This is a genomic window from candidate division KSB1 bacterium (assembly GCA_034506255.1).
Taxonomy (GTDB): Bacteria; Zhuqueibacterota; Zhuqueibacteria; order Zhuqueibacterales; family Zhuqueibacteraceae; genus Coneutiohabitans; species Coneutiohabitans thermophilus.
In genome coordinates, this window is record JAPDPX010000001.1 from 734262 (window position 1) to 759156 (window position 24895).

Consider the following 24895-nt stretch of genomic DNA (forward strand, 5'->3'; position numbering starts at 1 on the left):
ATTTTGTGTTATGTCAACATCGAACGGAAAATATAATATAAAATCCCCCTGACCTACCTATTCCCCTCAAAATCACATCCATCACTTCCTAAACAAGTCGGGGCGAGAGGATTTGAACCTCCGACCTCTTGGTCCCGAACCAAGCGCGCTAACCGGCCTGCGCTACGCCCCGAAACAATCGAAAAACACTGCACGTGTTGTCAAGTTCTGAAGTAAAGAGTAATAAACCGGTAAATATCCCGTGCCCCGTGTATATGGCTCTTTTGTCCGGCATAGACTGTCGCAATCGGATGAAAATGAACTTTGCAGCCGGCGCGACAAGCCTTGATGATCACCTCCGATTCCGTATCATACCCCTCTGTTTCCAGTGTGATCTGTTCAATCAGCAACCGGGAATGCAGCCGGTATCCGCATTGACTGTCCTTGATTTCCACGCCCAGCTTGCGGGAAAGCAGAGCACTGGTGATGCGATTACTGGCTATTCGTGCCAACGGCATGACCCTGAAATCGAAGGAGCGATGCCCGATGATGAGATCTGCCCCGGTTTCGACAAATGCACGAATGAACCCCGGAATTTCCCGTGGTGGATGCTGGCCATCGGCATCCAGTGTGATAATGGCCTGGCTGGTGGAATGGCGCTTGACAAAGTCAAACGCAGTGCGCAGCGCTGCACCTTTGCCGCGATTGCGCTCATGCCGGAGCACTTGTACACCGGCTTCCGCTACACGCTGCTGCAAGCCATCGGTTGAGCCATCATCGACCACCAGGATGTGATCTTTAGGGAGATAATCACTGACCTCTGCCAACACCTTGCTGATCGCGCCACCGGGATTGTAAGCGGGCAGCACGGCTGTCACTTCCACCGCAGAGGTATCCATCTCAACCGTCTATGCCAAAAGAAACGCTTGTCACACCCAAAACGGCGCTTACAATAGAGAAAAATGAGCTTTTTTGCAAGGGTTTTGTTGGCCGGTTTTGAAAGATTATTTTTCACCGGTCTCGCCCACGTGCCGGATGTGTACTTCGACGCGCCGGTTGAGCATGCGGCCCTCGGGCAGGCGATTATCTGCCAGGGGCCGGCGTTCGCCATAGCCCATGCTGGATAGGCGCGCGCGCTCGACACCCAACCGCACCAGCTCGGCCAGGACATTATTGGCGCGCCTGATCGAAAGCTGGGCGTTGTGCTCCTCTTCTCCGATTTCATCGGTGTGACCATAGAGCGTGCACGTGGCAGCAGGTTCCGCTTTGAGTTTTGCCGCGATTTGCTGCAATTTTTTCCGCAGGCGCGGTGAAGCCAGGTCGAGACGATCATCGTCAAAGCCGAACAGGATGATCGGTATCTTCTCGATCAGCAATTTCTCCAGCTTTGCCTGTCGGCCTGTAATGATGTGGGCCGGCGTGTCAAAAACCTGGCCTAGTTGATCGTAGACGCGCAGGGTGTAACGCAATTCCCGCCAGAAACTCGTCTGCCGGTTCGGATCGAAGCGCCAGTCCCATGTCAGCGTGTCGGCCACCGGGCCACGGCCGCTGATCACATCGACCGTGTCCTGCTCGGAGAGCAATGCCAGCGACCACCCCGCCAGACCCGCGCCCGGAGCCACGGCAGAAACGACAAAACGGCAGATCCCGGGAATGACATCGATCTCCCTCTTGAATGACATGATCGGCGCGAGAAGAATCTCCTCAAAGCGCGGATCAACAAACACCTCCGCCCGCTGCAGCTCCTCCAGTCGTTGGGGATCGTGGCTCTGGCCCTCACTCAATTCCGGCTCGCCGAGCGCGACGCTCACCTGTTGCGCATTCACCTGCAGGTTTTCGACCAGATGCTTGCGCACCGAGTTGGCGCGTTGCAGGGCGATGCGCGCCGGCGACTCCTCCACCGGCAAGCCCGGGCTGTGGCCACGGATTTGGATGCGTGCTTCCGGATGGTTGCGCAAGCGCTCGGCGATGATGTTCAGCAAGTTGCGGTATGCGCTGTTGATCTCTCTCACATTCAATGCCGCGTGCAGCGACTGTCCTTCCTGCAGCAAATCGTATCGCGATTCCGCCAGCAGCGCCGAATTGCGTGCAAAGAAAATGCGCGGAATCAACGGCAATTCCTCCTGAATTTGCCGCGATTCGGTAATTGTCACTTCCTCGACCAGCGCGCGAATCTCCGCGTACAGCCGGGGCAGCTTGCGTCCGGGTTGTGGCGTTGCGACCGGTGCCCGCTCGCTCGGTTGCACCTCCCCCCTGCCTGCTTCACCCCGCGCGCTGAAGTCGAACACCAAGCCAAGCTCGTGCGAGCCGGCACTAATCAGTCCCAAATCACTGGCAGGCAGGCTGAAGCTGTAAAATAATGACGCCTGGTTGTGCAAATTGAGCTGGCCGTCGAGATGCACGTTTTGCAGTGCATAGCCGAGACGCACGCGCCCCACGGATGAACCGAGCAGTTCTGATCCTGCCTGCAAGCGCCAGTTATGCTGCCAGTAGTGCCAGCCCAGGTCCACCTTTACAACATGGTGTGAGATGCCCATGCCGATTTGATACTCGGGCGGCGTGCGCATCTTCCGGCGGCCCAGCGCAATATTCGGACGCAAAAGGTGATGCACCGAGGCGCCCAGCGCGATTCTTTCGGTCAAACGGTACAGGGCACCAATACCCGGATCAAAAACCATGACACCGCTGCGCCCCTGAAACACCGGATCGTTGGCATCCACCAGATCAAAATTTCCGGCAGCGTACTGGCGGCCATGCAGCGCAAGCTCCACTCCCAGGGAGAACTGTTCGACAATCTGTTTGGCTGTCAAAAGGCCGAAGCGATATTCGCTGAACAGCGGCGTGCTGAAGAAACGCGTGCCCAGACCGGCAGACCAGCCGGTATGCGCGAAATTGGAAAGAGTCAGATGCCCCAGCGAAGCCTTCATCGCGAAGGCATTGTTGGGAATGGCCCCCGGGTAAATCAATTTCAAGCCGAGATAAGCACGGGACGAACCGGTGGAAATCGCGGCGGGATTGGCGAACATCACGCGGGGGTCATTCGCATTTGCCGGATTGACAGAAATGACAAATTGTGCGTGGCCCGGCAGCGCCTCCGCCAGCCACACCAGGCTGCAGCCAGCCAGCATCCAACGGTGAGAGAATCGCATCTTCAATTCGATTCAGGTGATTCCTGCGCCGCCAGCCGATCCAGGGCGTCGATGGCCTGAGAGAGATGTGCGACATACTGGCGCCGCAGGAAAGTCAGATTTTTGATCCGGCCGAGTTTGCTCAGTGGCTCATATTCACATTGAATGTTGACAATCGTCTCTCTTGCTGACGGCCCGCTCAGATCGAAAATGAGCTGAAACAGTTCAATGCCGTGAATCCTGCCGGTCTCACGCACCGGCTTGAGGCTGAACCGCTCACCCGGCAGCCACTCGGTGATTTCCAGCTCAACCACCTGCGTGCCAGCCTCCGTCTTGATTTGAAAACGCCATTGGCCGCCGAGGCCTGCCGGCTGGCCCCGCAAGAAATGCACACCCGCAATACCTGCCACCCATTGTCCTGCGCGGTTGAGATCAGCGCCCACCCGCCATATCTGCCGGCGGTCACGTGCCAAAATTTTGGAAATGGAGAGTACTGTCATCGTTGCAGCCCCGGTTGATGAGATTGACCTGACTCGTTGCTTGCCTCCTCCCTCTCCACTGCCGCCATGTCAGGATGACACTGGCACGCGCCGGCGGGCCCCCGGCTGGCTGTCCGCGGGAAACGCAATCTCAAAATGCACGGTGTCCGGCCCGAAATTTTCCCGCATGAACTTCACGAGCTCGGCCGTGGGCCGAACTTTCAGCGAGCGTGATTGAAATTCATAAAACGGCAGCTCGCAGCCGCCAACGCGAAAATACAAACCGCAATTACCCTGATGGATGCGCACCATCTGGGACAGCCGCTGCAACAGCGCCTCATTCAGCTTGTCCACGGTCATGTCCAGCATGACTTTCCTGGGAATCACCTGCCAGGCCTCCTCAAGGCTCAGAATTTTTTCGACCATAATCTTGGCCGGCTCCTCCTCCTCGCGGCTGGAGGTGCGTCCGATCACCACGATGGCATTGTCGACCTGCAGCAGCTCGCGATGGGCGGCCAGCGCTTCGCTGAACACGATGGCCTCCGTGCTGCCGGTGTAGTCTTCAAGTGTGACAAATGCCATCTGGTGGCCTTTGCGATCGAGTATCGTCTTGAGTTGGGTCACCATGCCGCACACCATCACCTGCACCCCGTCCCGCATGCCCTCCAAATCCTGCAGGCGATGTTTGGAAAACAGATTCACTTCCAGCGCGTAACGATCGAGCGGGTGGCCGGAGAGATACAAGCCCAGGAATTCCTTTTCGCGCTTCAGACGTTCATCGGGCTTCCAATCCGGTGCTTCCGGCAGGGCCGGCTCGATCTCCATCGCGGCGGGCACATCGTCGAAAATCGAAGCCTGGCCGCGGAAACGGTCATCCTGTTGCCGCTGGGCATAGGCGGTGGCGGCATCCAGCGCGAGCAACAACTGATTGCGATTGGGCGTGATGGAGTCGAAGGCGCCGGCCTGCACCAGGCTTTCCAGCACTTTTCTGTTTACCGTGCGCAAGTCCACCCGCGCGCAGAAATCAAAAAGCGAGGAGAACTTCCCTCCTTTTTGCCGGGCCTTGATGATGCTCTCGATCGCGCCCAGGCCGACGTTCTTGATCGCGCCCAGCCCGTAGCGAATTTTTTGATCGACCACCGCAAATTCGGCCAGGCTCTCGTTGACGTCCGGCGGCAGCACGGTGACGCCCATGCGCCGGCATTCCTCGATCAAAACCACGATCCGCGCGGTGTCGCTCATTTCACTGGTGAGCGTGGCGGCCATGTATTCCGCGGGATAATGCGCCTTGAGATAGGCGGTTTGATAGGCCACCAGCGAATAACCGGCCGCATGCGATTTGTTGAAACCATAGCCCGCAAACTTGTCCATCAAATCGAAAATCTGATGGGCGATCTTTTCGGGAATGCCGCGGGCCACCGCGCCTTCGATGAACAATTTGCGCTGCTGCTGCATCAGTTCGGCAATCTTTTTCCCCATCGCGCGGCGCAGCAAATCGGCACCCCCGAGCGTGAAACCCGCGAGATCGCTGGCGATCCGCATCACCTGCTCTTGATACACGATGATGCCGTAGGTCTCCTTCAAAATCGGCTCCAGCGCCGGATGCAGATATTCGATGGGCTTGGTGCCCTGCTTGCGCGCGATGAAGTCATCGATCATATCCATCGGTCCGGGGCGGTAAAGCGCGTTCATGGCGATGAGATCGTCCAGGCATTGCGGCTTGAGCTTCTTGAGATATTCGCGCATGCCCGAGCTTTCGAACTGGAACAGGCTGATGGTCTCGCCGTTGCCGAAAATGGCATAGGTGGCGGGATCATCCAGCGGGATCCTGTCGATATCGAGTTCGATGCCCCGCTGTTTCAGCATCTTCAGCGTCTTGTCGATCACCGTCAGCGTGCGCAGGCCGAGGAAATCCATCTTCAAAACGCCGATGCTCTCCAGCGACTTCATGTCATATTGCGTGGTGACATCGCCGGTGTTGGACTTGTAGAGCGGCGTGTAGTTGGTCAGCTCGTCGGGTGTGATCACCACGCCGGCGGCGTGCGTCGAGGCGTGCCGCGCCAGGCCCTCCAGCACTTTGGCATATTCCACGAGCTGCCGGTGGGTCTCATCGCTTTCCACCAGCGCACGCAGCTCGCTGACCGTTTCCAGGGCCTTGTCGAGCGTGATGCCCAGGGTGGCGGGGATCATTTTGGCTATGCGGTCGACATCGCTGTAGCGCATCTTGAGCACGCGCCCGACGTCGCGAATCACCGCGCGCGCCGCCATCGTCCCGAAAGTGATGATCTGGGTGACGTTGGCCTCCCCGTACTTCTCGCGCACATACTTGATCATTTCCTCGCGGCGTTCATAGCAGAAGTCGATGTCGATGTCCGGCATCGTGACGCGTTCGGGATTCAGGAAGCGCTCGAAAATCAAATTGTACTTGATGGGGTCGATGTTGGTGATCCCGAGGCAGTAACTCACCAGGCTGCCGGCCGCCGAGCCGCGGCCGGGGCCGACCGGAATGCCCTTGGCCCGCGCCACGCGGGTGAAATCCTGCACGATCAGGAAATAGCCGGCATAACCGGTTTGCTTGATCACCGCCAGCTCATGGCGCAGACGTGCCTCCAGCTCCGGCGTCACCTCGGCGTAACGCTCGCGCAGCCCCCGGAACGCCAGCGTTTCAAGATATTCATCCAGGGTTTTGCCCTGCTCCGCCGGCGGAATGGTGAAGGTCGGCAAATGCACCCTGTCAAAATCGAGTTTGAGATCGCACTTTTGGGCAATCTCCTCGGTGATGCTCAGCGCCGCGCTTTCCTCCGCAAACGTGCTTTGCATCTCCTCCTGCGACTTGAAATAGATTTGATCGGTGGTGTAGCGCAGGCGGTTGGGATCATCGCGGTCCTTGCCGGTTTGCAGGCAGATCAACACATCATGCGGCAGCGCGTGCTCGCGTTTGAGATAATGCGTGTCGTTGGTGACCACCAGCGGGATGCTGAGCTCACGGCTGAGCACCTTCACTTTCTCGCGGACGACATCCTCCTCCGGAATGCCGTGCTTGTGGATTTCCAGATAGTAGTCATCGCCGAACAGCTCGCGGTATTCCAGCGCCACCCGGCGGGCGCCCTCCTCGTTGCCGGCAAGCAGGGCTTGCGCCACTTCCCCCTTCAAACAGGCCGACAACACAATGAGGCCCTCATGATACTTCTGCAAAACCTCGCGATCGATGCGCGGCCGGTAGTAAAAACCCTCGAGATACCCGATGGAAACCAGCCGCATGAGGTTTTTGTAGCCCTGCAGGTTCTTGGCCAGCAGCACGAGATGAAACGAAGTGTCGGCCATCCCGGTTTTGGAGGAGGATTTTTCCCGGCGGCTGCGCGGCGCCATGTAGGCTTCCACGCCAATCACCGGCTTGATGCCGGCTTTTTTGCAGGCCTTGTAGAATTCAATCGCACCGCACATGTTGCCGTGGTCAGTGAGCGCCAGGGCGGACATGTGATGACGTTGTGCCGCGTCCACCAGATCCCTGATGCGGCAGGCGCCATCGAGCAGACTGTAATGGGAATGGTTGTGGAGATGGACGAATCCTGACATGGCCCGGAGGTGCAAGTGATGAGGTTGAAATGTACCGGTCAAACCGCCGGCGAAAATAGAAAACTCACGGAGCAATTGCAACAGGATTTCCCGGCTGCAAACCAGCGCATGAACACCTTTGCGCAATTGCCGCCCCCGGTGTGACAACACACCCGATCGGTGTGGCGCACCGGCAGGCGCATCACCTGCAGCATGACAGGCGGTCGCAGCGCAGCCCGGGCCGGCCACGCGCCGCTCACCCCCCGCTGTTTGCCAGAAAGGAAAGCACGGCCGCCATGAGCTCATTCATCGCCCGGTATTGTTCAGACGATGCCCCCAAAATGGCGCTGGCCGGTTGCACAAATTTTGCCGGTCGAAGTTCGGCCTGACCGTGTGCCACCATCTCCCCCACCGCCGCGGCCGTCATTTCGAGATGAAACTGCAAGCCCATGACCGCGCGGCCAAATTGAAAAGCTTGATTCTCGCAGGCCTCGCTTCGCGCAATCCGGATTGCCCCCGGCGGCAAATCGAAGGTTTCCCCGTGCCAGTGAAACGCCGGAAACACCGCCGGAAAACGAAAAACTTCCCCGTTGCCGGCAGAGACTCCCTGCACAGGAAACCAGCCGATCTCCTTCACCGGGTTGCGATACACTCTGGCGCCCAGCACGCTGGCGATCAGTTGGGCGCCCAGGCATATACCCAGAACCCGCCTGCCCTGTTGGATGCATGCGCGAATGAAGGCCTTCTCTTCAGCCAGCCACGGCACGGTGTCCGTGTCGTTGGCACTCATCGGACCGCCCATGACGATCAGGAAATCCACCTCCTGCGGATCGGGAAGCTGGCAGGATTCAAAAAGGCGGGTAGTCGTTGTCTCATGTCCATGTGCTTCGAGCCAGGGTACGATGCGCCCCGGCCCTTCAAATGGAACGTGCTGGAGGTAATGTGCGCGCATTGTCTCTCCGATGTTGCTGATGGTCAGGCGCAGTTGCCCGCCGGCAGGCAGTCGCAGCGGCTGTGCGGGGCCGGCGCCACACCCGAAAATCCCGGTGCTTTCTGTCTTCTGCCCATCACTGGCAGCGTGAAAGTTGACGGAAGAAATCACGCAGCAGGTCGCTCTGGTCTGGACGATAGAAAATGAGGAACGCCGAGATCTGTGTTTCATCCTCCAGGCGCCGAATTGCCCGGAGGTTGTCCTCCACTGTGCCCCGTTCCGGAACGATCGAGAGCTGAATGAAAGTGAGCGTCTGGGGTGATGCTTCACGGATTTGACCGACCACGTTTCTCACCTCCGTCTCCAGAAGCTGCTCATCTTGGAGAAATGCCTGAAATTGCAGCGTGATCGCCTCCATGAAACGGGCCACTCTGCCCCAGTCCCAGTTGGCGCCACGCAATTGGCCATAAGGTGGTGTGACCATGAACTGAAAACCGTGTCGCCGGCTCACCTGTTGTCCGCGCTCAAAAAACCCGAGGGAAGCCTGTTGGTCCCGGGTGAACTCGGGCGAGAACTCCGGGCCGCCTTCGTAGTCGTAGACCACCCAGTCGAGACTTTGTGGCAGGCGTGGAACCCGCGCCTCCAACTCGTCGATGGCAACATACCCCGCCCACGACAACACCCGCACTCCCGTCTTGATCCGGCTTTGGGCTTCGTTGGCTTTTGATATTGCCCATTGCGCCTGGCTGTCCGGACCGCCGACCAGGAGATAATCTCCAGGCAGCAGGTGATCGGCAAAGATTTTTAAAAGCGAATCGGCAAAAGGATTCCTGGTCAGCAGGAAGGCGAGGCGGGCCTGAGAGCAAGGAGAGGATTTACTTTCCTGGCTCAATGTGTTACGGCCGGAACAGCCGAGAATCAGGAGCCCGGCCAGCGCCCCCGCCAAACAGTGTTTTCTCATGCCGAAAACCATCCTTTCACGTCTGAGCGCACGGGAAAGCCGGTGGTGAGACAGACGATACGCTGTACCGAACAAAATCTTTGCTGGCATGCCGACCCCACCCGCAACGATGTAACTGCCATCGCCGGATGCTGGTGCTGAAGCTTTGCGCTTTGAAATGCAAATTCCAACTCCAAACCAGGTATACATCCTTTCAGGCGTTGTCGTACACGCAGACCTTGCTGTGCGACTTGTTCGTGCGGGCGCAGGGCTTGCCGATAGACCACGGCGTCATCTCGCCCGTCGAAGCGGAAGAATGGCTCCGCGATTCCACCCGGTCATTCGGCCTTCTCCTCCATGATCGTAGCGCGAATCTGGCGGAGCGTTTCTCTGACCTTTTGCTCGAGGGTTGCTTGTTTGATGCCGCCTTCCGCTCGAGCTTCCAGCCTGACCTCAACTTTTAACTCAGCACCGTCTTGCCGAATGGGCATGACGACCCCACGGACGAACTCGGAGAATTTATCCCACGGGATGGTTGCCTGCAAGTGGTAGGCGTGTATGGTCCTGGTCGTCATCGCAGCGGGCTGAGTTGGCTTACTATCAACTTCAGCAACCTTCGACGGCGGTTGTGTTCCCACCTGTTCTACGCCGGTTGTTCCTGAGGAGGGCTGATAGGGCATCATCGGCTCACGCACGAGAATGGCCTCCGCGTCAGACTCAGATAGCGATGGCCTTTCGCGGAGGAAAACGCGCTCACCAATCCTCACCCCGAACGTTCCTTCCTGCACGCCTTGCGCCACGGCTTCCAGCAGCACCTCTTTACGCTCCAGCATGGGAAGATTCGGATATCTCAAAAACGCCTCGTAGATTTCGTCCACGGGTTTTTCCTGTTCCCCCTCTCGCAAGGCTTTTTCCAGAATGCGCCTGGGCGAGATTTTGGCAAGCAGCAGGTCTTCCCCGCACAGATACTCGCGCACCCGATGAGCGAGCGAAGGCCTGGCGCCCACCGTGGGCAGGCCGAGGTCCAACCAGCGGTAGCCTTGTTCATCGGCTTTGGCCAGGTGCCGATAGGCGCTCAATAACTGGTGCGCAATTCCGCTTTCGGCATCTTTGAGCTTGTTGTCCAATCCCTTTTTGTTCTCCTCGGAGAGCTGCCGCAGCAGGGCTTTGTCGTCGCGAATGGCGCGATAGGTCAGGTAGCGCTTAATCTGCTGGCGGGCGCTGGCCAGTTCGCCGGCATCCGTAGTCAGGAGAAGCAGGGTGTTGCGGTAGGTGCGAAAGGTCTGCCCGCATTTTTCGAGCAGTTCGCGGGCAAAGGTTTCGCTCTCGGCCGCTTTGCGCGTGTATTCCGGCGAAAGCATCGCCAGTTTCAGTTCTTTCGTGTCCGGGACATCCTGCGAGGTCTGCGGCCAAAGAGTAACCCGCAGCTCGGCGCCGGCGAGTTTCTCCAGCCGTGCCCGCATCTCCTCGGTGATCTGCTCAGGCCGCACCGCTTCTTCTTTTTCCACGATGACGCGATTGAGATTGGGCTGGCTGGAAAACTGGTAGCTGCCGCCCTCCACGTGCAGGTACCACAGCTCCTCCTCCAGCCGGCGCAAGGCGTCGGCGATGATCGCCGCAGGCAGCCCCGGTTGCAACAGCGCCAGGCGCAGCCGCTGAATTCCCACGCCGCGCTTTTCGCTGCCGCTGAAAGAACCAAAAAAGATGGCCCGCGCCAGGCCCCCGGCCACGCCAAAACGGGCGTACTCGGAGCCCATTTCGCGATCAACCCTTTCCGCTTTGGCATTCCCGTCCGCGATGTCCGAGGCAATCACCCCTAAGTACTCGTTGCCGATGTGGCGCACAAATTCCGCGCGCACCGCCGGGTTGGCGAGGTTGAGGTGGGCGGGCAAAATCAGCGGTGCCGGGTGCTGCTTCTGGTAAAGCTCGCTCACCACGTTCGCCAGCAGGCGCAGCACCCCGCGGGTGCGTTGGAAATCGGGGAAGGTGCTCCAACGCTCGAACAGCACGTCAATGAGTTCGGGATGAAACGGATAGGCCTTGCGTATCCGCTCGCGGTAGGCCGGCTCGCGCACCTCTTTGGGCAGATCATCGCCTTGCTGCCGGTATAGCTCAAAAAACTCCTCGGCGGTTCGGCGAATTTCCTGCGGATCGCCCATGTCCTCAAACAGCCGCCGGCGGATGACCTCGTAGATTTCCTCCCCTTCCACCGGCGTCTTAATACTCTCCACGCGCTTGAACACCTGCTGCAGTTCGTGCAGTGCCCGCTCGCCACTCTCGCCATAGGGGGCGCTGGAGGGCAGGGTTACCACCAGCGCACAGCGCGGCAACACCTTCACTGTCTCAGTCAGCTCTTGATAAAACGCCACCACCTGGTCGCGGAAATCTTTGGCCTTGACCGCGTACTCGGCGATCTCGTCCATCAAAATCAGCGTGGGCTGTGCGCCCAGAATTCTGTGGAGCAGGTCCTTGCCCGGGGCGCGGCGTTTCTTGTCATGCTCTTGCAGGAGATCGTATTTTCCCAATTGCCGGGCCAACTCGCCCCAGGGTGTCCGCCCCGTGAGCGCGTCCACGTTCGTGCCCACGAAGGTCACCGCCGCCGCCTTTGGCACGGAGCCCGCGCCGGCGCGCTTGAGAATCTCGGCCACTGCCCCCAATTTGCTCAGCTCCTCCCCGTGCTTGATGAAGTGATACAGCGCGATGAGGCTATGAGTTTTTCCGCCACCGAAGGGGGTTTGAATTTGAATGACTGCCTCACCGCTGCCGGCGCCGGACAACCGACCCCGCATCGCTGCCAGCAGGTTCAAAAGCCCCTGGGTCGGGTAGGTTTTGCGGAAGAAGGTGGCTGCGTCGCGGTATTCCAGCGGCCCGCGCCCGGCCACCACGTCGGAAAGGTCGGCGGCAAAAACCGACTCATCCAGCCTGCCGGTGCGGATATCAATGTGCGGGGTGGTCACTTGCGTCCAGGATTTCATCATTATTGCTCCTCAAATAAACGACGTTGTTGTTCCAGTCTGTAACTTTTGCGGCCATAGAGCAGCCCTTGCAGGGCCTGCTTTTCCTTGTCGCCCTCGGGCAGCACCTCGCTGATGGCCTGCGCCACCTGCCAGAAAACTTCGTTGGTGCCGTAATTGAGCGCAAGATGTTCATGAAGTTCCTTTTGCCGGTTCTGCTCCCACAGAATGCAGGCCCGCTGCAATGCATCCACCATGGCGACAAACTCGGTTTTCTTCGCAAAGCGGCTGTCTTTGCCCCGCTCCTGCGGAGAGAGCACCCGCACGTATTCTTTATCCTTCTGCACCAGCCCGCCCGGGAGCCAGGCCTCGGTCAGTTCCACGCCCACGCCGGAGGCAAGTTTACGCGCCTCGTCAAACGGCACGCGGGCGTGGTTGTAGGTCCAGCGCCAGAGCAGGTAAAAGCGGGTGAGCGCGTCCACCCCGCCCAGTTGCGCGTTTTGCAGGATGCGGCTCAAGGCAAACTCGGCCACCACCTTGCGCACGTACTCCAAAAGCTCCGCCACCGTGACCTGCTCGCCGGAGAGTTTCTCCACGCGGGCGTATTTGCCAAAGGCTTGCACCGCCGGGCCGATGGCGCTCATAAAAAAGTCCGCCCCGCGGATGCCCTCGTCCCAGAACTGCGCCAGTTTCTGGCGCACCCGCTCCTCGATCTCCCGGCGCACGCTGGGGTATTCGCCGATGGGGGCTTGTGCCGGTCGCTTGCGGCAGACCATGTAGATGCTGGAAGCCAGCGCCGCTGATTCCTGCGCCCGCAGCCGCGCCTGCATCTCGGTGTGGATGGGCCAGGAAGCGGTGAGGTAGAGGCCGGCTTCCAAAAGCGCACTGATGACCGTCTCCCAGGCCTCGGTGGTCTTGTGGGCAAAGACGATGACGGCAATGCCCTCGGGCTTGAGCACCCGGGCGATCTCGCCGAAGGCTTGGGTGAGCATTTCTTCAAAGCGGCGCTTGGCTTGCTCCATCCCGCCGGCTTTGCTGGCGTCGGCGACCATTTCTTGAGACTTGGGTGTGAGCGGCGTGGCGAAGAGGTCGGGGTAGAGGTCGCCCACGGTGCGCTTGAGCCAAACGTAGAAAAAGTCCGAAAGGTCGCTATAGGGCACGTTGTCGTAGTAGGGCGGGTCGGTGAGCACGGCGTCGAAGAAGTTGTCCGGCCAGGGGAGTGCGGTGGCGGAGCCACTCAGGACAATTGGAATGGATGAATCGGTGCCAGGCCCCAATATTCGCTCATCTCTTTGTCTCGTGGGCACAATGGACAAAGAATCCGCACATATGTCAATGAGATTGCTCCAACTCGCACTTACACCAGAAACGGGGACCATTTCAAAATAGTCCCAAGTCATTTGAATTGCTTGGCGTCCCACAAAAGCATTTATTACCTGGGTCGTGTCTACCTTCCAGGTACAGTTTGAACTCGTAAACATTGAGAGTTTGTCAAAAGTTAGCGCCAGATACGTCGCCACCGCCTTGGCGAATTCGGGATCGGCGCCCTGGGCGATCATTTCTCTATGGGCGCGGCGCACCGCATCGGCAAAGGTAATCAGCGCCAGCTTCTGCCGGGCGTTGAATAGGTCGCCCCAGCGCGTCATGCCGTAGCGTTGCACGCGAAAGCCCAGTGTTTCCAATGGCGGCATCGGTTCATCTGGCACGGGGTCCAGGCCCCATTCCCGGGCAAGGCGCTGCCTTGCCCCTACCAGCGCTTCTTCGGCGGCGCGGTAGGCGGCAAGGTCGGCTTCGGTGGGCAGGCGGTAGGTCTTGCCCGAACGCCCCGGGTGGTGGAGCACCACCGCCATCAGGCGCTGGCCCGATTGGCCCTCGCGGAAAAGCCGCCGGGTGGTCTTGTCGTCCATGGTCCCGCCGCACAGCGGGCAGCGCACATGGGCGCGCGAAACGGTGCCCTCTTCGGGGTCAAAGTCTATCCGTTCGCCGTTCTGCCCCACGATCTCGACATCAAGACGCTTGGCAGTGCGGCGTGGGACCAGCCGCAGGGCAACCTTCTTTTTGTCCTTTTTCGCCAGCCAGGTCTGGCGCATGAGCGGGATTTCGGCACCGCAAGATGGGTTCTGGCAGGGCAGCGTGCGCGCCCAGATGTAGCCAACAGGAATCGAACCATCGGGGTCTTTCGGGTAGAAGCGCTCCAACTCCTTGCGGGCTTCTTCCAGCACCCAATCTCCCCAGGCTTTGACCGCCTCAAGCAGGGGGTTTTGCGCGTTTTGCCGCTCCATGCCCTCAAGAAAGTCTTGCGTGATACCCTTTTTCTCCCCCTTTGCTGGTGGCGGCAGGGGTACGAAGGACATTGCATCAGGCCGGCCGAACTTCTGCGGGTACTCCAGCACCGCCTTGTTGAGCAGCACCGCCACCGGGTTGAGGTCATTGGCGTAGGTTTCGCAACCCAGGCGCAGCGCCTCCAGCGGGATGGCTCCGCCGCCGGCAAACGGGTCGAGCACGCGCGGGGCGCGGCCGCCAAAGGCCTTGCGGATGAGGTCTCGCGCCTTTTCAATGGCAGGAGACTCGCTGCCCTTGCCCGAAACCGCCTCCCAGGGGGCAATCTCGCGAATCAGTCGCAGAAACTCTTCCCGGCGCTTTACATCATCTGGCAACAGGGCTGCCAGCGCTGTGGCCCGCGAGGCGGCCAGGGGTCGGCGCGCCCACCAAATGTGCAGCGTGGAGATATGCCCGTGGCGGATGTTCTTCTCCCGCACGGATTCTTCGGAGACCTTGCGCAGGGGGAAGTCGGTTTCGATGAGGCGTTGCATTGACTTTTCTTTCATATCATAGGTCCAATTTCTCCAGCAAAGATTCATGTTTTTCAGGGAAAAATCCACGCATAGGTGGAACGTGCCAGATTTCATCAGGGCGAACCAGCAATACATGGATACCGAGTTTCGCCAGTCCGGGCATGATGGAGCGCAGCAGCTTTTCAAAAGCCGGCGTATACGGCACGGCGATGGCGCACACGACATCGTAATCGTAGTGGCGCAGAATCTGCAGAAGCGCCTCGCCGACTGCGACCCGTTCGTTCTCGCGGGCACGCACCCCCTTGGCCTCGATGAAAAGCCGCCGATGCGAGCGGGGTAGGATGCCTTCAATATCAGCGCCGCGCTGATTCCCGGGGCGCACACGAACTTCCCTCAAATTCTCTTGTCGCAAACGGTTGGCGAGGGCTTGGACCAATTCACGTTCCCTCATTCGTTGCTGCCTCCTTCCAATCTTTCACCACAAAGCGGACGATCTCCACGACCTCATCGGCACTCAGCTTCGCAGCCGGGTTGCGGATGCTGTAGAGCGTAGGTGTGGTCGCGGCGTTTTCCACCACATAGAGCCAGTATTCATCGCCCAGCCGTTGCGCCATGAGCCACTCGTTGGGAGTCAGCAAAATTGCGCCGGTAGTGGCGTGTGCCTTGACCTCGATGTAGCGTAGCGAGCCGTCCGGAGCCTGGGAACGGAGGTCGTAGCCCAGGTCCTGTAGAGAGACATCCTCGGGGGTGCGGCCGTGCTCACGTTCGTATGCCATGGCCACTTGCATGCCGATGGCCTCGATCTCGGCATCGGAGCGCATGGCCGGGTCCTCGCTGGCTTGAGGCACGATCCGCGCCACGCCAATAATTTCAGGGGTACTGGGTAGCAGGCTCTTTTGGCGGAGAATATCCTCTTCAAGCGCGCGCTTTCGTGTTTCGTATTCCTCTTTCCGGCGTCGTTCGTTGATCATCTCTACCTCGGGCACCAGTTCGCCGCTGGCGCAACGTATTTCGTACTCAATGAGCCGGGCCTCCGAAGCGAGGATCATCTGCTCCAGGGAGCGCAGGCCATATTTCTGTTTAATACGGGCTTCCCGTTCGCGCTCCTGGAGAATCTCGGCACGGTAGGATTCCAGGACATGATCAACAGCAAAGGTAATGATTTCGTCCCTGACGGGCAGGCTTTCCGGTGCTGAGTGGCCGGGGAGAGATTTAAGATCCCAGAGGATGGAGCTATTGACCAGTCGCAAGCGACCGCCATTGGCAGGATGAAAAACCACAAAAATGCGTTTGCCAGCCACCTGATTGTTACCGTCGCGCAGTTCCCCCTGCACAAACCAGAGCCAGCCGTCCAGTCGTCCGTCCGGGTCGGCGAACACCGCACCGCTCTGGACCTCTGATTTACAGCGGGCAAGAATGCTCTCGAGGAGGGTTTCCAACAAGGGGTGACCAGGGGCCACAAACACGGCTGCGTGGCTGCGGGCGTTTTTTTTGTCAAACGCGATCCTGGTGTACTCGTGAAAGACCTCGCCAAATCTTTGCTTGAACTCCAGTGAAACGTTGCGCAGCTCGTACGGCACGGAGGGGACGCGCCACAGGCCGTCGCGACGTTTTTCCAGGGAGACAGCAAGAAAGTGGCAAGCACGCTCGAAAAATCGCTCAATGTATTCGGGAACCAGGCGGTTTTCGCGGGCACGGCGCTCTTCGCCCAGAACGCGTTGCAGGTCAATATGCCGGGTGGCGAGGGCTTCCAGCGCCGCTTCGCGGGTTTTTTGCAACGCGCGTTCATCGGGGACGGCCTGGATTTCGGCCACAATCTCATCCAAAGTCCGGCGTTGCGCAATGGCTTCGACAATCAAGTCTTTCAGGCTGCGGCCTGGGATGACCTCGCCGATGACGTCGAACACCCGGTCGCTGCCCATGGCTTCCCGGATTCTTTCCAGTTTTTCAAAAAGGGCACGCAAGACACTGCCTTCGCGTGTGTCGGCGGCGACCAGATTGTAGATGTGGACTTCCTTTTGCTGGCCGTAGCGGTGAATGCGGCCCATGCGCTGTTCCAGGCGGTTGGGATTCCAGGGAATATCGTAATTGACCATCAGGGAGCAGAATTGCAGGTTGATGCCTTCGCCGCCGGCCTCGGTGGAGACCATCACCTGCGCTGCTTCACGGAACTCGTGCTCGGAGTGGATGCGGGCGTCGAGATTCATCCCGCCGTGCAAGGTGACCACGGCATAGCCCCAGCCGCGCAGCTTTTCAACCAGATAGTCCAGGGTCTCCCGCGACTCGGTAAAGATCAGTAGTTTTTCACTCCGTTGCTTGATGGACTCATCCTCCATCACCCGGCGCAATTCAGTGAGCTTGGTCTCAATTTCCTGGCGCTCAGCCTCGCGCGCCAGACGCACCAGGCCGGCCAGGGTCTGAATCTCGGCTTCCAGTTCCTCGCGGGTTTCTGCGGCGGTCAGCCGTTCGACAAGCTCTTCTTCCTGACGCAGGCGCTCCGCCTCAGGCGCGTCTTCCAGCGTCTCCTCATCCACCCGTCCCCCCTCGGCCAGCCATTGGCCCAGTTTCAGGAGTTCCTCCAGGCGTTCTTTGCGCCGTTCCAGCGAGCGGCGGATGGCACGTACGCTGGAGGCCAGGCGTCGTTGCAGGATCAGCAATGCAAAGGCCACGTTGCGCTTCTCGCTGGCCAGCGCCTGGTTGTAGGATTTTTCCACGTATTCGGTGACGGCGTTATAGAGGCGCTTTTCCTCGTCATTCAGGCGATAAGGCCGGGTGAAGACATGGCGTGGTGGAAACAGCGGCCGGCCGTCAAAATCGCGCAGGTCTTCTTTCAGGCGGCGGAGAAATAAAGAATTTTCCCGCTTTTGCACCGATTCCAAAAGCAGGTCGGTATTGGCAAACATTCCCGGCTCCAGGAGGTCGAGAAAGAGACGGAAATTTTCGGGGTCGCCGCGATGCGGTGTGGCGGTCAAAAGCAAGAGGAACTGACCGATGCGGGAAACAAGCTCGCCAAAGCGATACCGTTCGGTTTTATTGGTCTTTTCACCGTAGCGGTAGGCCGCCATCTTGTGGGCCTCGTCCACAATCACCAAATCCCAGTGGGTTTCGCCCAGGGCTGCCATGACGTCATCCTGCTTGGCGAAGTCCATGGAGGTGATGATCTGCGGCTGCTCCTGCCAGACGTTGTGCCCCCAGGTGGCATTCATGACGGCACGGTCAACCAGGGTGAAGGTTTCCGCAAACCGCTCCTTCATTTCTCGCCGCCACTGGTCTTTCAAATGTCCCGGCACCACAATCAGGGTGCGCCGGACCAGGCCGCGGTACTTGAGTTCCTTTACCAGCAGCCCGGCCATGATGGTCTTGCCTGCCCCCGGATCATCGGCCAGCAGAAAACGCAGGCGCGGATTGCGCAAAAGGTAGTGATAAATTGCCTCGATCTGATGGGGCAGGGGATCCACCTGCGAGACGTTGACGGCAAACAGGGGATCAAACTGATAGGCAAAGCGGATGCGGTGAGCCTCCATGGCCAGAAAAAAGGCCTCGGCGTCTCCAGAAAATTCCTGCATGGCCGCAGAGAGCACGCGCACTTGCGCCAGATCGGCCTGGGAGAGAATACGAGTAAAGAATTGCTGCGTGTTTGTTCCCACGGCTTCGATCTGGACGCGGCTGCCGAAAGCCTTCACGGTCAGCACGCGGACCGGTTCCGGCCAGAAGGGCGCTTCTAAAACATCATTGGGTTCAATATTATGCTCAGGCATGGCTCTATTCTTGACAAGTTTGTATCGTGTTGATGTGGTGGCCGGCACTGGTCAAACGCCTGCGGCACCATGTGCACCGCCCGGCATAATGTCGCCAGAAGAGGCCTCTGAGCATTCTGACGAAGAGCTGTTCTGCAGGGACACGGGGTGGTTCGCCCCACTCTTCGAGTTTTGCGGAATGGCTTGAAGATAGAAGCCGCCTTTTGAATTTCAACTAAATTTTGGGCGGACGCCCGGAGCGGCAGGCTGGCTCGGCGGGATGAGGATGTGCGCAAGAGGCAGGAATGGAATTTTGTGCCGAAGGTCCCCGGGGATGTGACTGCGGCAAAACTTCTGCCGTGTCCGGCCGGAAAAGAAAAGCCAGAGCGACGCGCTCTGGCTTTTGGGCGGTCAAGCGAAATCACGCGCCGAGCTGGCGCAGATACTTCATGGCTTTCTTGGCAGAGCTGGAATTGGCGGCAAAGGTCAGCAAGGCATTGAGCTCCGAGCGCGCCAGCTCGGTTTCGCCGGCCTTGAGGTAGGCGATGCCGATCATCAGTTGCGCATCGTTGGCCTTGTTGGTTTCGCCGCCGGCCAGGACTTTTTGAAACTCGGCGATGGCCTGGTAGTAGTTGCCCTGGGCGAAGTAGGCCTCGCCGATCCAGTACTGGCAGTTGTCGGCCAGCTCCCCGCCGCTGCCGCGCGCGATCAGCTCGCGGAATTTGCGGATGGCGCGGTTGTAGTTGCGCACGTAGTAATCATCCAGCGCGTCCTGATAGTAGGCGCCATATTCCGAATTGTAGGCGCGGGAATCATCGACAATGGTCGCGGGCAGTGACGGCGAAGGCGCGTTGCTGGCGATTTGCTGAGTTTGCGAGGCGGCTTCCAGCGCGGTGATCTGATTGTTGACGTTCTTCAGCTCGCTGCGCAGACTGTCGATCGTGCGATCCTTGCTGGAGGAGATCGCGGTCAGTTCATCCACTTGCGCGCGCATGCTGTTGAACAGCTCGGGGGTGAGGAAGCCTTCGGCGGAGTTTGCGGTGTTGCCGCCCGCCGCCGGCGCGTCGGTGAACATGCCGCTCGCGGTTTCCGGTTGCGCCGAATCCATGCCGCTGCTGTCCTGGCTCTCCAGCATGTCCAGCCGGGTCATAACATCGCTCGGATCCGTCACGTCCTCCTCGGCGGCGAATGCTTCTTCCGACTGTCCCAACTCGTCGGTCTGCGTCATGCTTTCGGTATCGTCGCCGAATTCGTCTTCGAAGCCGACATTCTGCATGCGGCCGCTGCACACCACGAACAGGCCGATGACGACCAGCAGCAGCGAAAACAGCGAGGTTCTGAAGATCTTTTGTGTCTGCGTCATGATGGTGTACTCCGTGAAACGAGTGCAAAATCCAAGATGCGGTGCCTGCTCATCATCCCAAACGTCCTGTAATGACCTCAGTCACGCGATCGTCTGTTGGTGGGAAACCGGATTGCCGGCCTCCGCCAAAAGCTCCTGGGCGCTTTTCAGGTGTGTGGCGGTGATCTTCTCCCCTCCCAGCAAACTGGCGATGGCCCGGACGCGCTCCGGGGCAGCCAGCCGCCGGACACTGGTCTGCGTGCGGCCGTTCCCGACTTTCTTCTCCACCAGAAAGTGATGCGAACCTGTACTGGCAATCTGGGGCAAATGCGTGATGCACAAAATCTGATGGGACTGTGCCAGCTTTTGCAGCCGCCGGCCCACCGCCTGCGCCACCCTGCCGGAGACGCCACTGTCGATTTCGTCGAAGATCAAAATCGGGATGTCATCCCGCTCTGCCAGGATCGATTTCAATGCCAGCATGATGCGGGAAATTTCGCCGCCGGAGGCCACTTTGGCGAGGGGTGCGGGTGGCTGGCCGGGATTGGTGGAGATGTCGAATTCCACCACATCAATGCCCTCCCGCGTGGCGCGCACACGCTGCTGCTCCACCGTCACGAAGCCGTCGGCATGCGGCTGGTATGCAAAGCGCACCACAAATCTGGCGGACGGCAGCCCCAACTCTTTCAGGACTTCGGGAACGGCGCGCTCCAACTGCCGGCCGGCCTGCCTTCTTTTTTCGGAGAGTTGCAGGCAAAGCGCGGCGCACACGCGCTCGGCTGCCTGCCGGCGCTCTGCCAGCCCGGCCAGGGTGGTGTCAAAGTTTTCGACTTCCGAGAGCGAACGTTCCAGTTTTTCGAGATGCGCCACCACTTCTGCGAGCGAGCCGCCGTATTTGCGCTTCAGGCGCTGCAAATCGGCCAGGCGCTGCCGGGCCTGTTCCAGACGAACCGCATCGAACTCAATGCGCGCCTGATAGCTTTGCATTTCTGCCGCGGTTTCGCGGATGGTGAGCGCGGCAGTCTGGAAATCGGCGAGCAGGCGGGCCAGGCTGGCATCGATCGCCGTCAGGTCGGCGAGTGCGCTGGTGGCGGCATGCAGTTGCACCTGCACGGCATGCTCGCTTTCGGCGAGCACCGCGACGAGGCGTGCGGCAAGCTCGGCGCGCTGTTCCGCGTGCCCCAGCAGCTTGATTTCCGCCTCCAGTTTTTCCTCTTCGCCGGGCTGCGGATTGATCTGCTTGATCTCCTGCAGTTGAAACCGTTCGATCTCGGCACGTGCCGTGATTTCCTGCTGCCGGCTCAACAAATCCTGATATTGTGCACGCAGCGTGCGTGCCTCCTCCCACGCGCGGGCGACCTGCTCGCACAGCTCATCCAGTCCGGCAAAGCTGTCCAGAAAGCGCAGGTGTGTTTTGGGGCGGAGCAGGGATTGATGCTCGTGCTGGCCATGCAAATCGGCCAGCAAATCCGCCAGTTCTTCGAGCACCGTGGCAGCCACCGGCGTGTCGTTCACGAACACCCGGCTGCGGCCGGTGGGGTGAAATTCGCGGCGCACCAGCAGGGAATGATCCGGCGCAATCTCGATTTCGTGCTGCCGCAGCAGGGCCAGGATCTGCGGCTGCGTGCAGTTGACAAAGAGCCCTTCAATCACAGCTTTGGTTTCGGCGTCGCGTTGCGGATTGAAGGCGGCTTTTTCGCCCAGCAGGGCGGCGATGGCGCCAATCAGAATGGACTTGCCGGCGCCGGTCTCGCCGGTGAAAATGTTCAAACCATCACCCAACTCCAGCTCGAGCCGGTCAGCCAGAGCATAGTTGGAGAGTGAGAGTTTGTGCAGCATGCGCTTGACCCTCCGTCAGCCAGGCGCTGCCGGCACCGGCTCTGCCAGAAGCCGCTGTTGCGGCATTTGCAAAGCGTATGCCTGCCAGCGCGTTGGAATGGTTCAGCCAGGCCGGTGCCGCGACCGCGGCAGCCGGGAAAACGGCCGCCGCGCTGATGCGGCTAAGTCTGGCAAAACTGTGAGATGGAAACCGAACCCGGGCAGGAGCAGCCGAACAGCACGACGCGAGCAGAGGTTTCACGATCCCAAACCCACCTTTGGCGAAGGACTGATTGTGCGCTCGTGAGACAGGATTTTGCGGGCCACGTACAGAATCGTAAGCAAGTCCGCGGGCACGGCAGCGCCTAGCGCCGGATGACGGCCACCTTGCCCACCGCGCTGGTGCCGGTTTCCGCGATGTAGGCCATGAAGAAATAGACGCCGCTGGGCACGAGCTGCCTGTTGCTGTCGCGGCCGTCCCAGATCACCTGTGCGCCGGGGATTTGGTCGCGTGTGAAAGTGCGAACCAACTCGCCGGAAGCGCTGAAGATTTTAACCGCGCTGTTTTCGGCAAGATTACTGATTACGAAACGGCCGCCGTCTTCCCCGAGACGAAAAGGATTGGGATGGCCGGTGAGGAACTTGAGATCGCTCTTGGGCGCCGTGAAGGGGGTGCGCAGGCGTGAAATGCCGTTGGTGGTGGCGATCCACACGTCGCCGTTGTCCGGATTGAAGGCGATGTCGGTGATCGATTTGGAAACCAGCCGGCTGTTTTCGACCGTGATTGCCGTGAGCGAGAAGTTGTCTTCGCCGGAGAGCACCGAAATGCCGGCATTGGTGCCGATCCATTTGTTGTTGCGCGGGTCGACCTTGATGACCTGCACGTTGTCGCTGATCAGGCCGTAGCGGCTGCCGACCGTACCGGCAAACCAGTAGTTGAGGCCACGGTCAGTGCCGATCCACATGAAGCCGTCGCGGTCTTGAGCGAGGGCGTTGACATCGACGCTGAGCAGGTTGTCGTCTTCATCCAGTTCGCCGGAGAGATCGTCATCGGCTTTGGTGTCGAGCGTGCCATTGTAGTCGATGACGCTGACGCCGTCGTTGTCGGTGCCCACCCAGATGCGGTCGCTGGTCGTGGTTTTTTCGATGGCGAGCGTGACCACCACGCCGCTGGGAAGGCCGTCGGAGGTGGAAAAATAGCGCCAGGCGCCCGCGGGTGTGTACACGGCAATCACGTTGGAATTGACCGCGGTGTAGTTGCACACCCAGACGTTGCCGGCGGCATCCTGCTTGAGATCGGGCACGCACACGTAGTTGGGATCGCTCAACACCGCGCTGGACAGAATGTTGTTGGTGCGGTCGATGCGCTGGAACTCGAGGTTGCCCAGTTCGCCACGCACAATGGTGATGCCGCCGCCCCAGGTGCCGATCCAGCGCTCGCCGTTTTGCAGCACGATCACTTTGCGGCTGTCGTTCCAAATCGCGGGGTGGTCCTTGCTGCTGAAGGCATGCCAGCGCGTGCCATCAAAGACGGTAAAGGCGACGCTGAGATCCGAAAAGCCGGAGGTGCACCACAGATTTCCCTGCTGGTCCAGCGCCAGCGACGAAATGCTGTTGCTGGCCGGGCCGTCCGGCTCGTGCCACAGCCATTCCTGCGCCGCACCGCCCGATTCATACAATCCCGCATTGGCGGTTGCCAGCCACGGTTTGCCATCAGGCGCCACCACCACGCCGGTGACCGAGGCGACGCTGGTACCATGGCGCTGCCACACACCCGGCGCGGCCGAGCGGAACAGCCCGCTGCTGGTTGCCGCCAGCAACACCTCGTTGCCGTTGTCCGCGCGCATCACGGTGATTTGCCGAACCGCGGGATCCGCGAGATTGCCATTGAGACTCACCCAGCGGCTGCCGTTGAATTGCGCCACGCCATTGCTGAGTGCCGCAATGATTTGCCCCTGCCACTTGGTGAAGCCAAGCACGCTGTTGGAGGGCAGCCCCTCGCTGGTGGTGTAGTTGGTCCAGCTCTCGGGCGCCAGCAGGTTGGGCAACGTCAGAGAAGTTTTGGCGATGCCGCGATCGGTGCCGGCCCACAGATCCTCGCCATCGAGAAAAATCGTGCGCACCGCGGTGCCGATCTCCAGGCGCTTGCCCAGGTTTTTGTAGGTTTCCTTCACTTCCCGGCGGTCAACGCGGTAGAGGCTGACCCCGATACTGAGCGCGACATACATGGAGTCGCCGCGGGCGCAAAAGTCGTTGAGACCGAGCGCCTTGAAGTCCGTGATCACGGAAAAGGAGTTGCTGGCGGGATCGTAAACATCGATCAAACCGGAGGCCTGCCCCACCCAGACGCGGCCGTGGCTGTCGAAGCCCAGCGCGGTCAATTCATTCTGGCTCAGGCCGTCAGTGTTGCGCAAATAGCGGTAGGCTCTCTGCCGGTGATCCCAAAACAGCAGACCGCCGGTGGTGGCCGCCCATATGCCGCGGCTGTCGCTCTTTGCCGCCTTGATGTTGCGCATGTTGGTGAAGGATTCCCAGAGATGGTCGGAAAGATCGATGGCCACCCCGGTTTGAGCGAAGGCAAAAGTTTGTAATGTGGCGACGGCAGCAAGCATGGACAACAACGTTTTGATCATGAATGCTTCGACCTCGATTTTGATTATGAAATTCGCCTTCGCCGTCGCAGCGCATGGGGGGCAGCGCCTGCCGGACGTGGCAGCACGGGCGGCAAATTTGTACAGGCTGCCGGATGGAACCACGGTGTCAGCATGAAGTTTCCAGGCTGGCCAGCAGATTGGCCATTTCGATGGCGGCCAGCGCCGCGTCCCAGCCCTTGTTGCCCGCTTTGGTGCCGGCGCGTTCGATGGCCTGCTCGATGGTATCGGTGGTCAGAATGCCAAAAATCGTGGGGATGCCGCTGTTCACCCCGATTTCACCGACAGCCTTGGCCACGAAGCCGGCAATATGATCGAAATGCGGCGTGGCGCCGCGGATCAGCACGCCCAGGCAGATGATCGCGTGCGGCCGGATGGTCTTGGCAACATGTGCCGCGAGCAGCGGAATTTCATAGGAGCCGGGCACGCGGTAGACGGCGATGTTTTCCTCGCTGGCGCCGTGGCGCAGCAGGCAGTCCCTCGCGCCCTGCAGCAAGTGCTCCGCGATGAAGCTGTTGAAGCGGCTGACGACGATGGCGAATTTTTTGTGCTGCGCGCTGAGTTGTCCTTCAAAAGTCGGCATGTT

At 59.8% G+C, this 24895-nt stretch carries 14 protein-coding genes and 1 tRNA gene; all 15 read right to left on the bottom strand.

Annotated features, from left to right (window positions below; translation table 11 throughout):
• Positions 1-97: 97 nt before the first annotated feature.
• Positions 98-172, bottom strand: a tRNA-Pro gene (locus ONB52_02975).
• 28 nt (positions 173-200) lie between these two features.
• Positions 201-878 (bottom strand): glycosyltransferase family 2 protein, encoded by a 678-nt coding sequence (locus tag ONB52_02980; GenBank protein MDZ7415107.1) that lies wholly within the window; start codon positions 876-878, stop codon positions 201-203.
• 105 nt (positions 879-983) lie between these two features.
• The gene (locus tag ONB52_02985; protein ID MDZ7415108.1) at positions 984-3128 is read right to left on the bottom strand and encodes an OmpA family protein; all 2145 of its coding nucleotides are present in this window, start codon (positions 3126-3128) and stop codon (positions 984-986) included.
• Between the two features lie 2 nt (positions 3129-3130).
• Entirely contained in the window at positions 3131-3607 is a 477-nt protein-coding gene (locus tag ONB52_02990; protein MDZ7415109.1) for an SRPBCC family protein, read from the bottom strand.
• Between the two features lie 69 nt (positions 3608-3676).
• Entirely contained in the window at positions 3677-7162 is a 3486-nt protein-coding gene (locus tag ONB52_02995; GenBank protein ID MDZ7415110.1) for a DNA polymerase III subunit alpha, read from the bottom strand.
• A gap of 235 nt (positions 7163-7397) precedes the next feature.
• Positions 7398-8093, bottom strand: coding sequence for a type 1 glutamine amidotransferase (locus ONB52_03000; protein MDZ7415111.1), 696 nt, complete (start codon positions 8091-8093; stop codon positions 7398-7400).
• 115 nt (positions 8094-8208) lie between these two features.
• On the bottom strand, positions 8209-9123 hold the full coding sequence (locus ONB52_03005; protein MDZ7415112.1) for a hypothetical protein: 915 nt from the start codon (positions 9121-9123) through the stop codon (positions 8209-8211).
• 227 nt (positions 9124-9350) lie between these two features.
• Positions 9351-11990, bottom strand: a complete 2640-nt coding sequence (locus tag ONB52_03010; protein ID MDZ7415113.1) for a DUF499 domain-containing protein — start codon at positions 11988-11990, stop codon at positions 9351-9353.
• The gene (locus ONB52_03015) at positions 11990-14794 is read right to left on the bottom strand and encodes a DUF1156 domain-containing protein (protein MDZ7415114.1); all 2805 of its coding nucleotides are present in this window, start codon (positions 14792-14794) and stop codon (positions 11990-11992) included. Before ONB52_03015 ends, ONB52_03010 begins: the two co-directional genes overlap by 1 nt.
• A gap of 1 nt (position 14795) precedes the next feature.
• A complete protein-coding gene (locus ONB52_03020; GenBank protein ID MDZ7415115.1) occupies positions 14796-15212 on the bottom strand; it encodes a hypothetical protein in 417 nt (138 codons plus the stop codon).
• The gene (locus ONB52_03025) at positions 15199-18519 is read right to left on the bottom strand and encodes a DUF3883 domain-containing protein (GenBank protein MDZ7415116.1); all 3321 of its coding nucleotides are present in this window, start codon (positions 18517-18519) and stop codon (positions 15199-15201) included. The genes ONB52_03020 and ONB52_03025 overlap by 14 nt, the downstream gene beginning before the upstream one ends.
• A gap of 400 nt (positions 18520-18919) precedes the next feature.
• A complete protein-coding gene (locus ONB52_03030) occupies positions 18920-19861 on the bottom strand; it encodes a tetratricopeptide repeat protein (protein MDZ7415117.1) in 942 nt (313 codons plus the stop codon).
• A gap of 81 nt (positions 19862-19942) precedes the next feature.
• Positions 19943-21679: a DNA repair protein RecN gene (recN, locus tag ONB52_03035; GenBank protein MDZ7415118.1), complete on the bottom strand. Its 1737-nt coding sequence runs from the start codon at positions 21677-21679 to the stop codon at positions 19943-19945.
• Between the two features lie 344 nt (positions 21680-22023).
• Positions 22024-24291 (bottom strand): hypothetical protein, encoded by a 2268-nt coding sequence (locus ONB52_03040; protein MDZ7415119.1) that lies wholly within the window; start codon positions 24289-24291, stop codon positions 22024-22026.
• Positions 24292-24418: 127 nt separating this feature from the next.
• The gene (gene ribE / locus ONB52_03045) at positions 24419-24892 is read right to left on the bottom strand and encodes a 6,7-dimethyl-8-ribityllumazine synthase (protein ID MDZ7415120.1); all 474 of its coding nucleotides are present in this window, start codon (positions 24890-24892) and stop codon (positions 24419-24421) included.
• Positions 24893-24895: the final 3 nt, after the last annotated feature.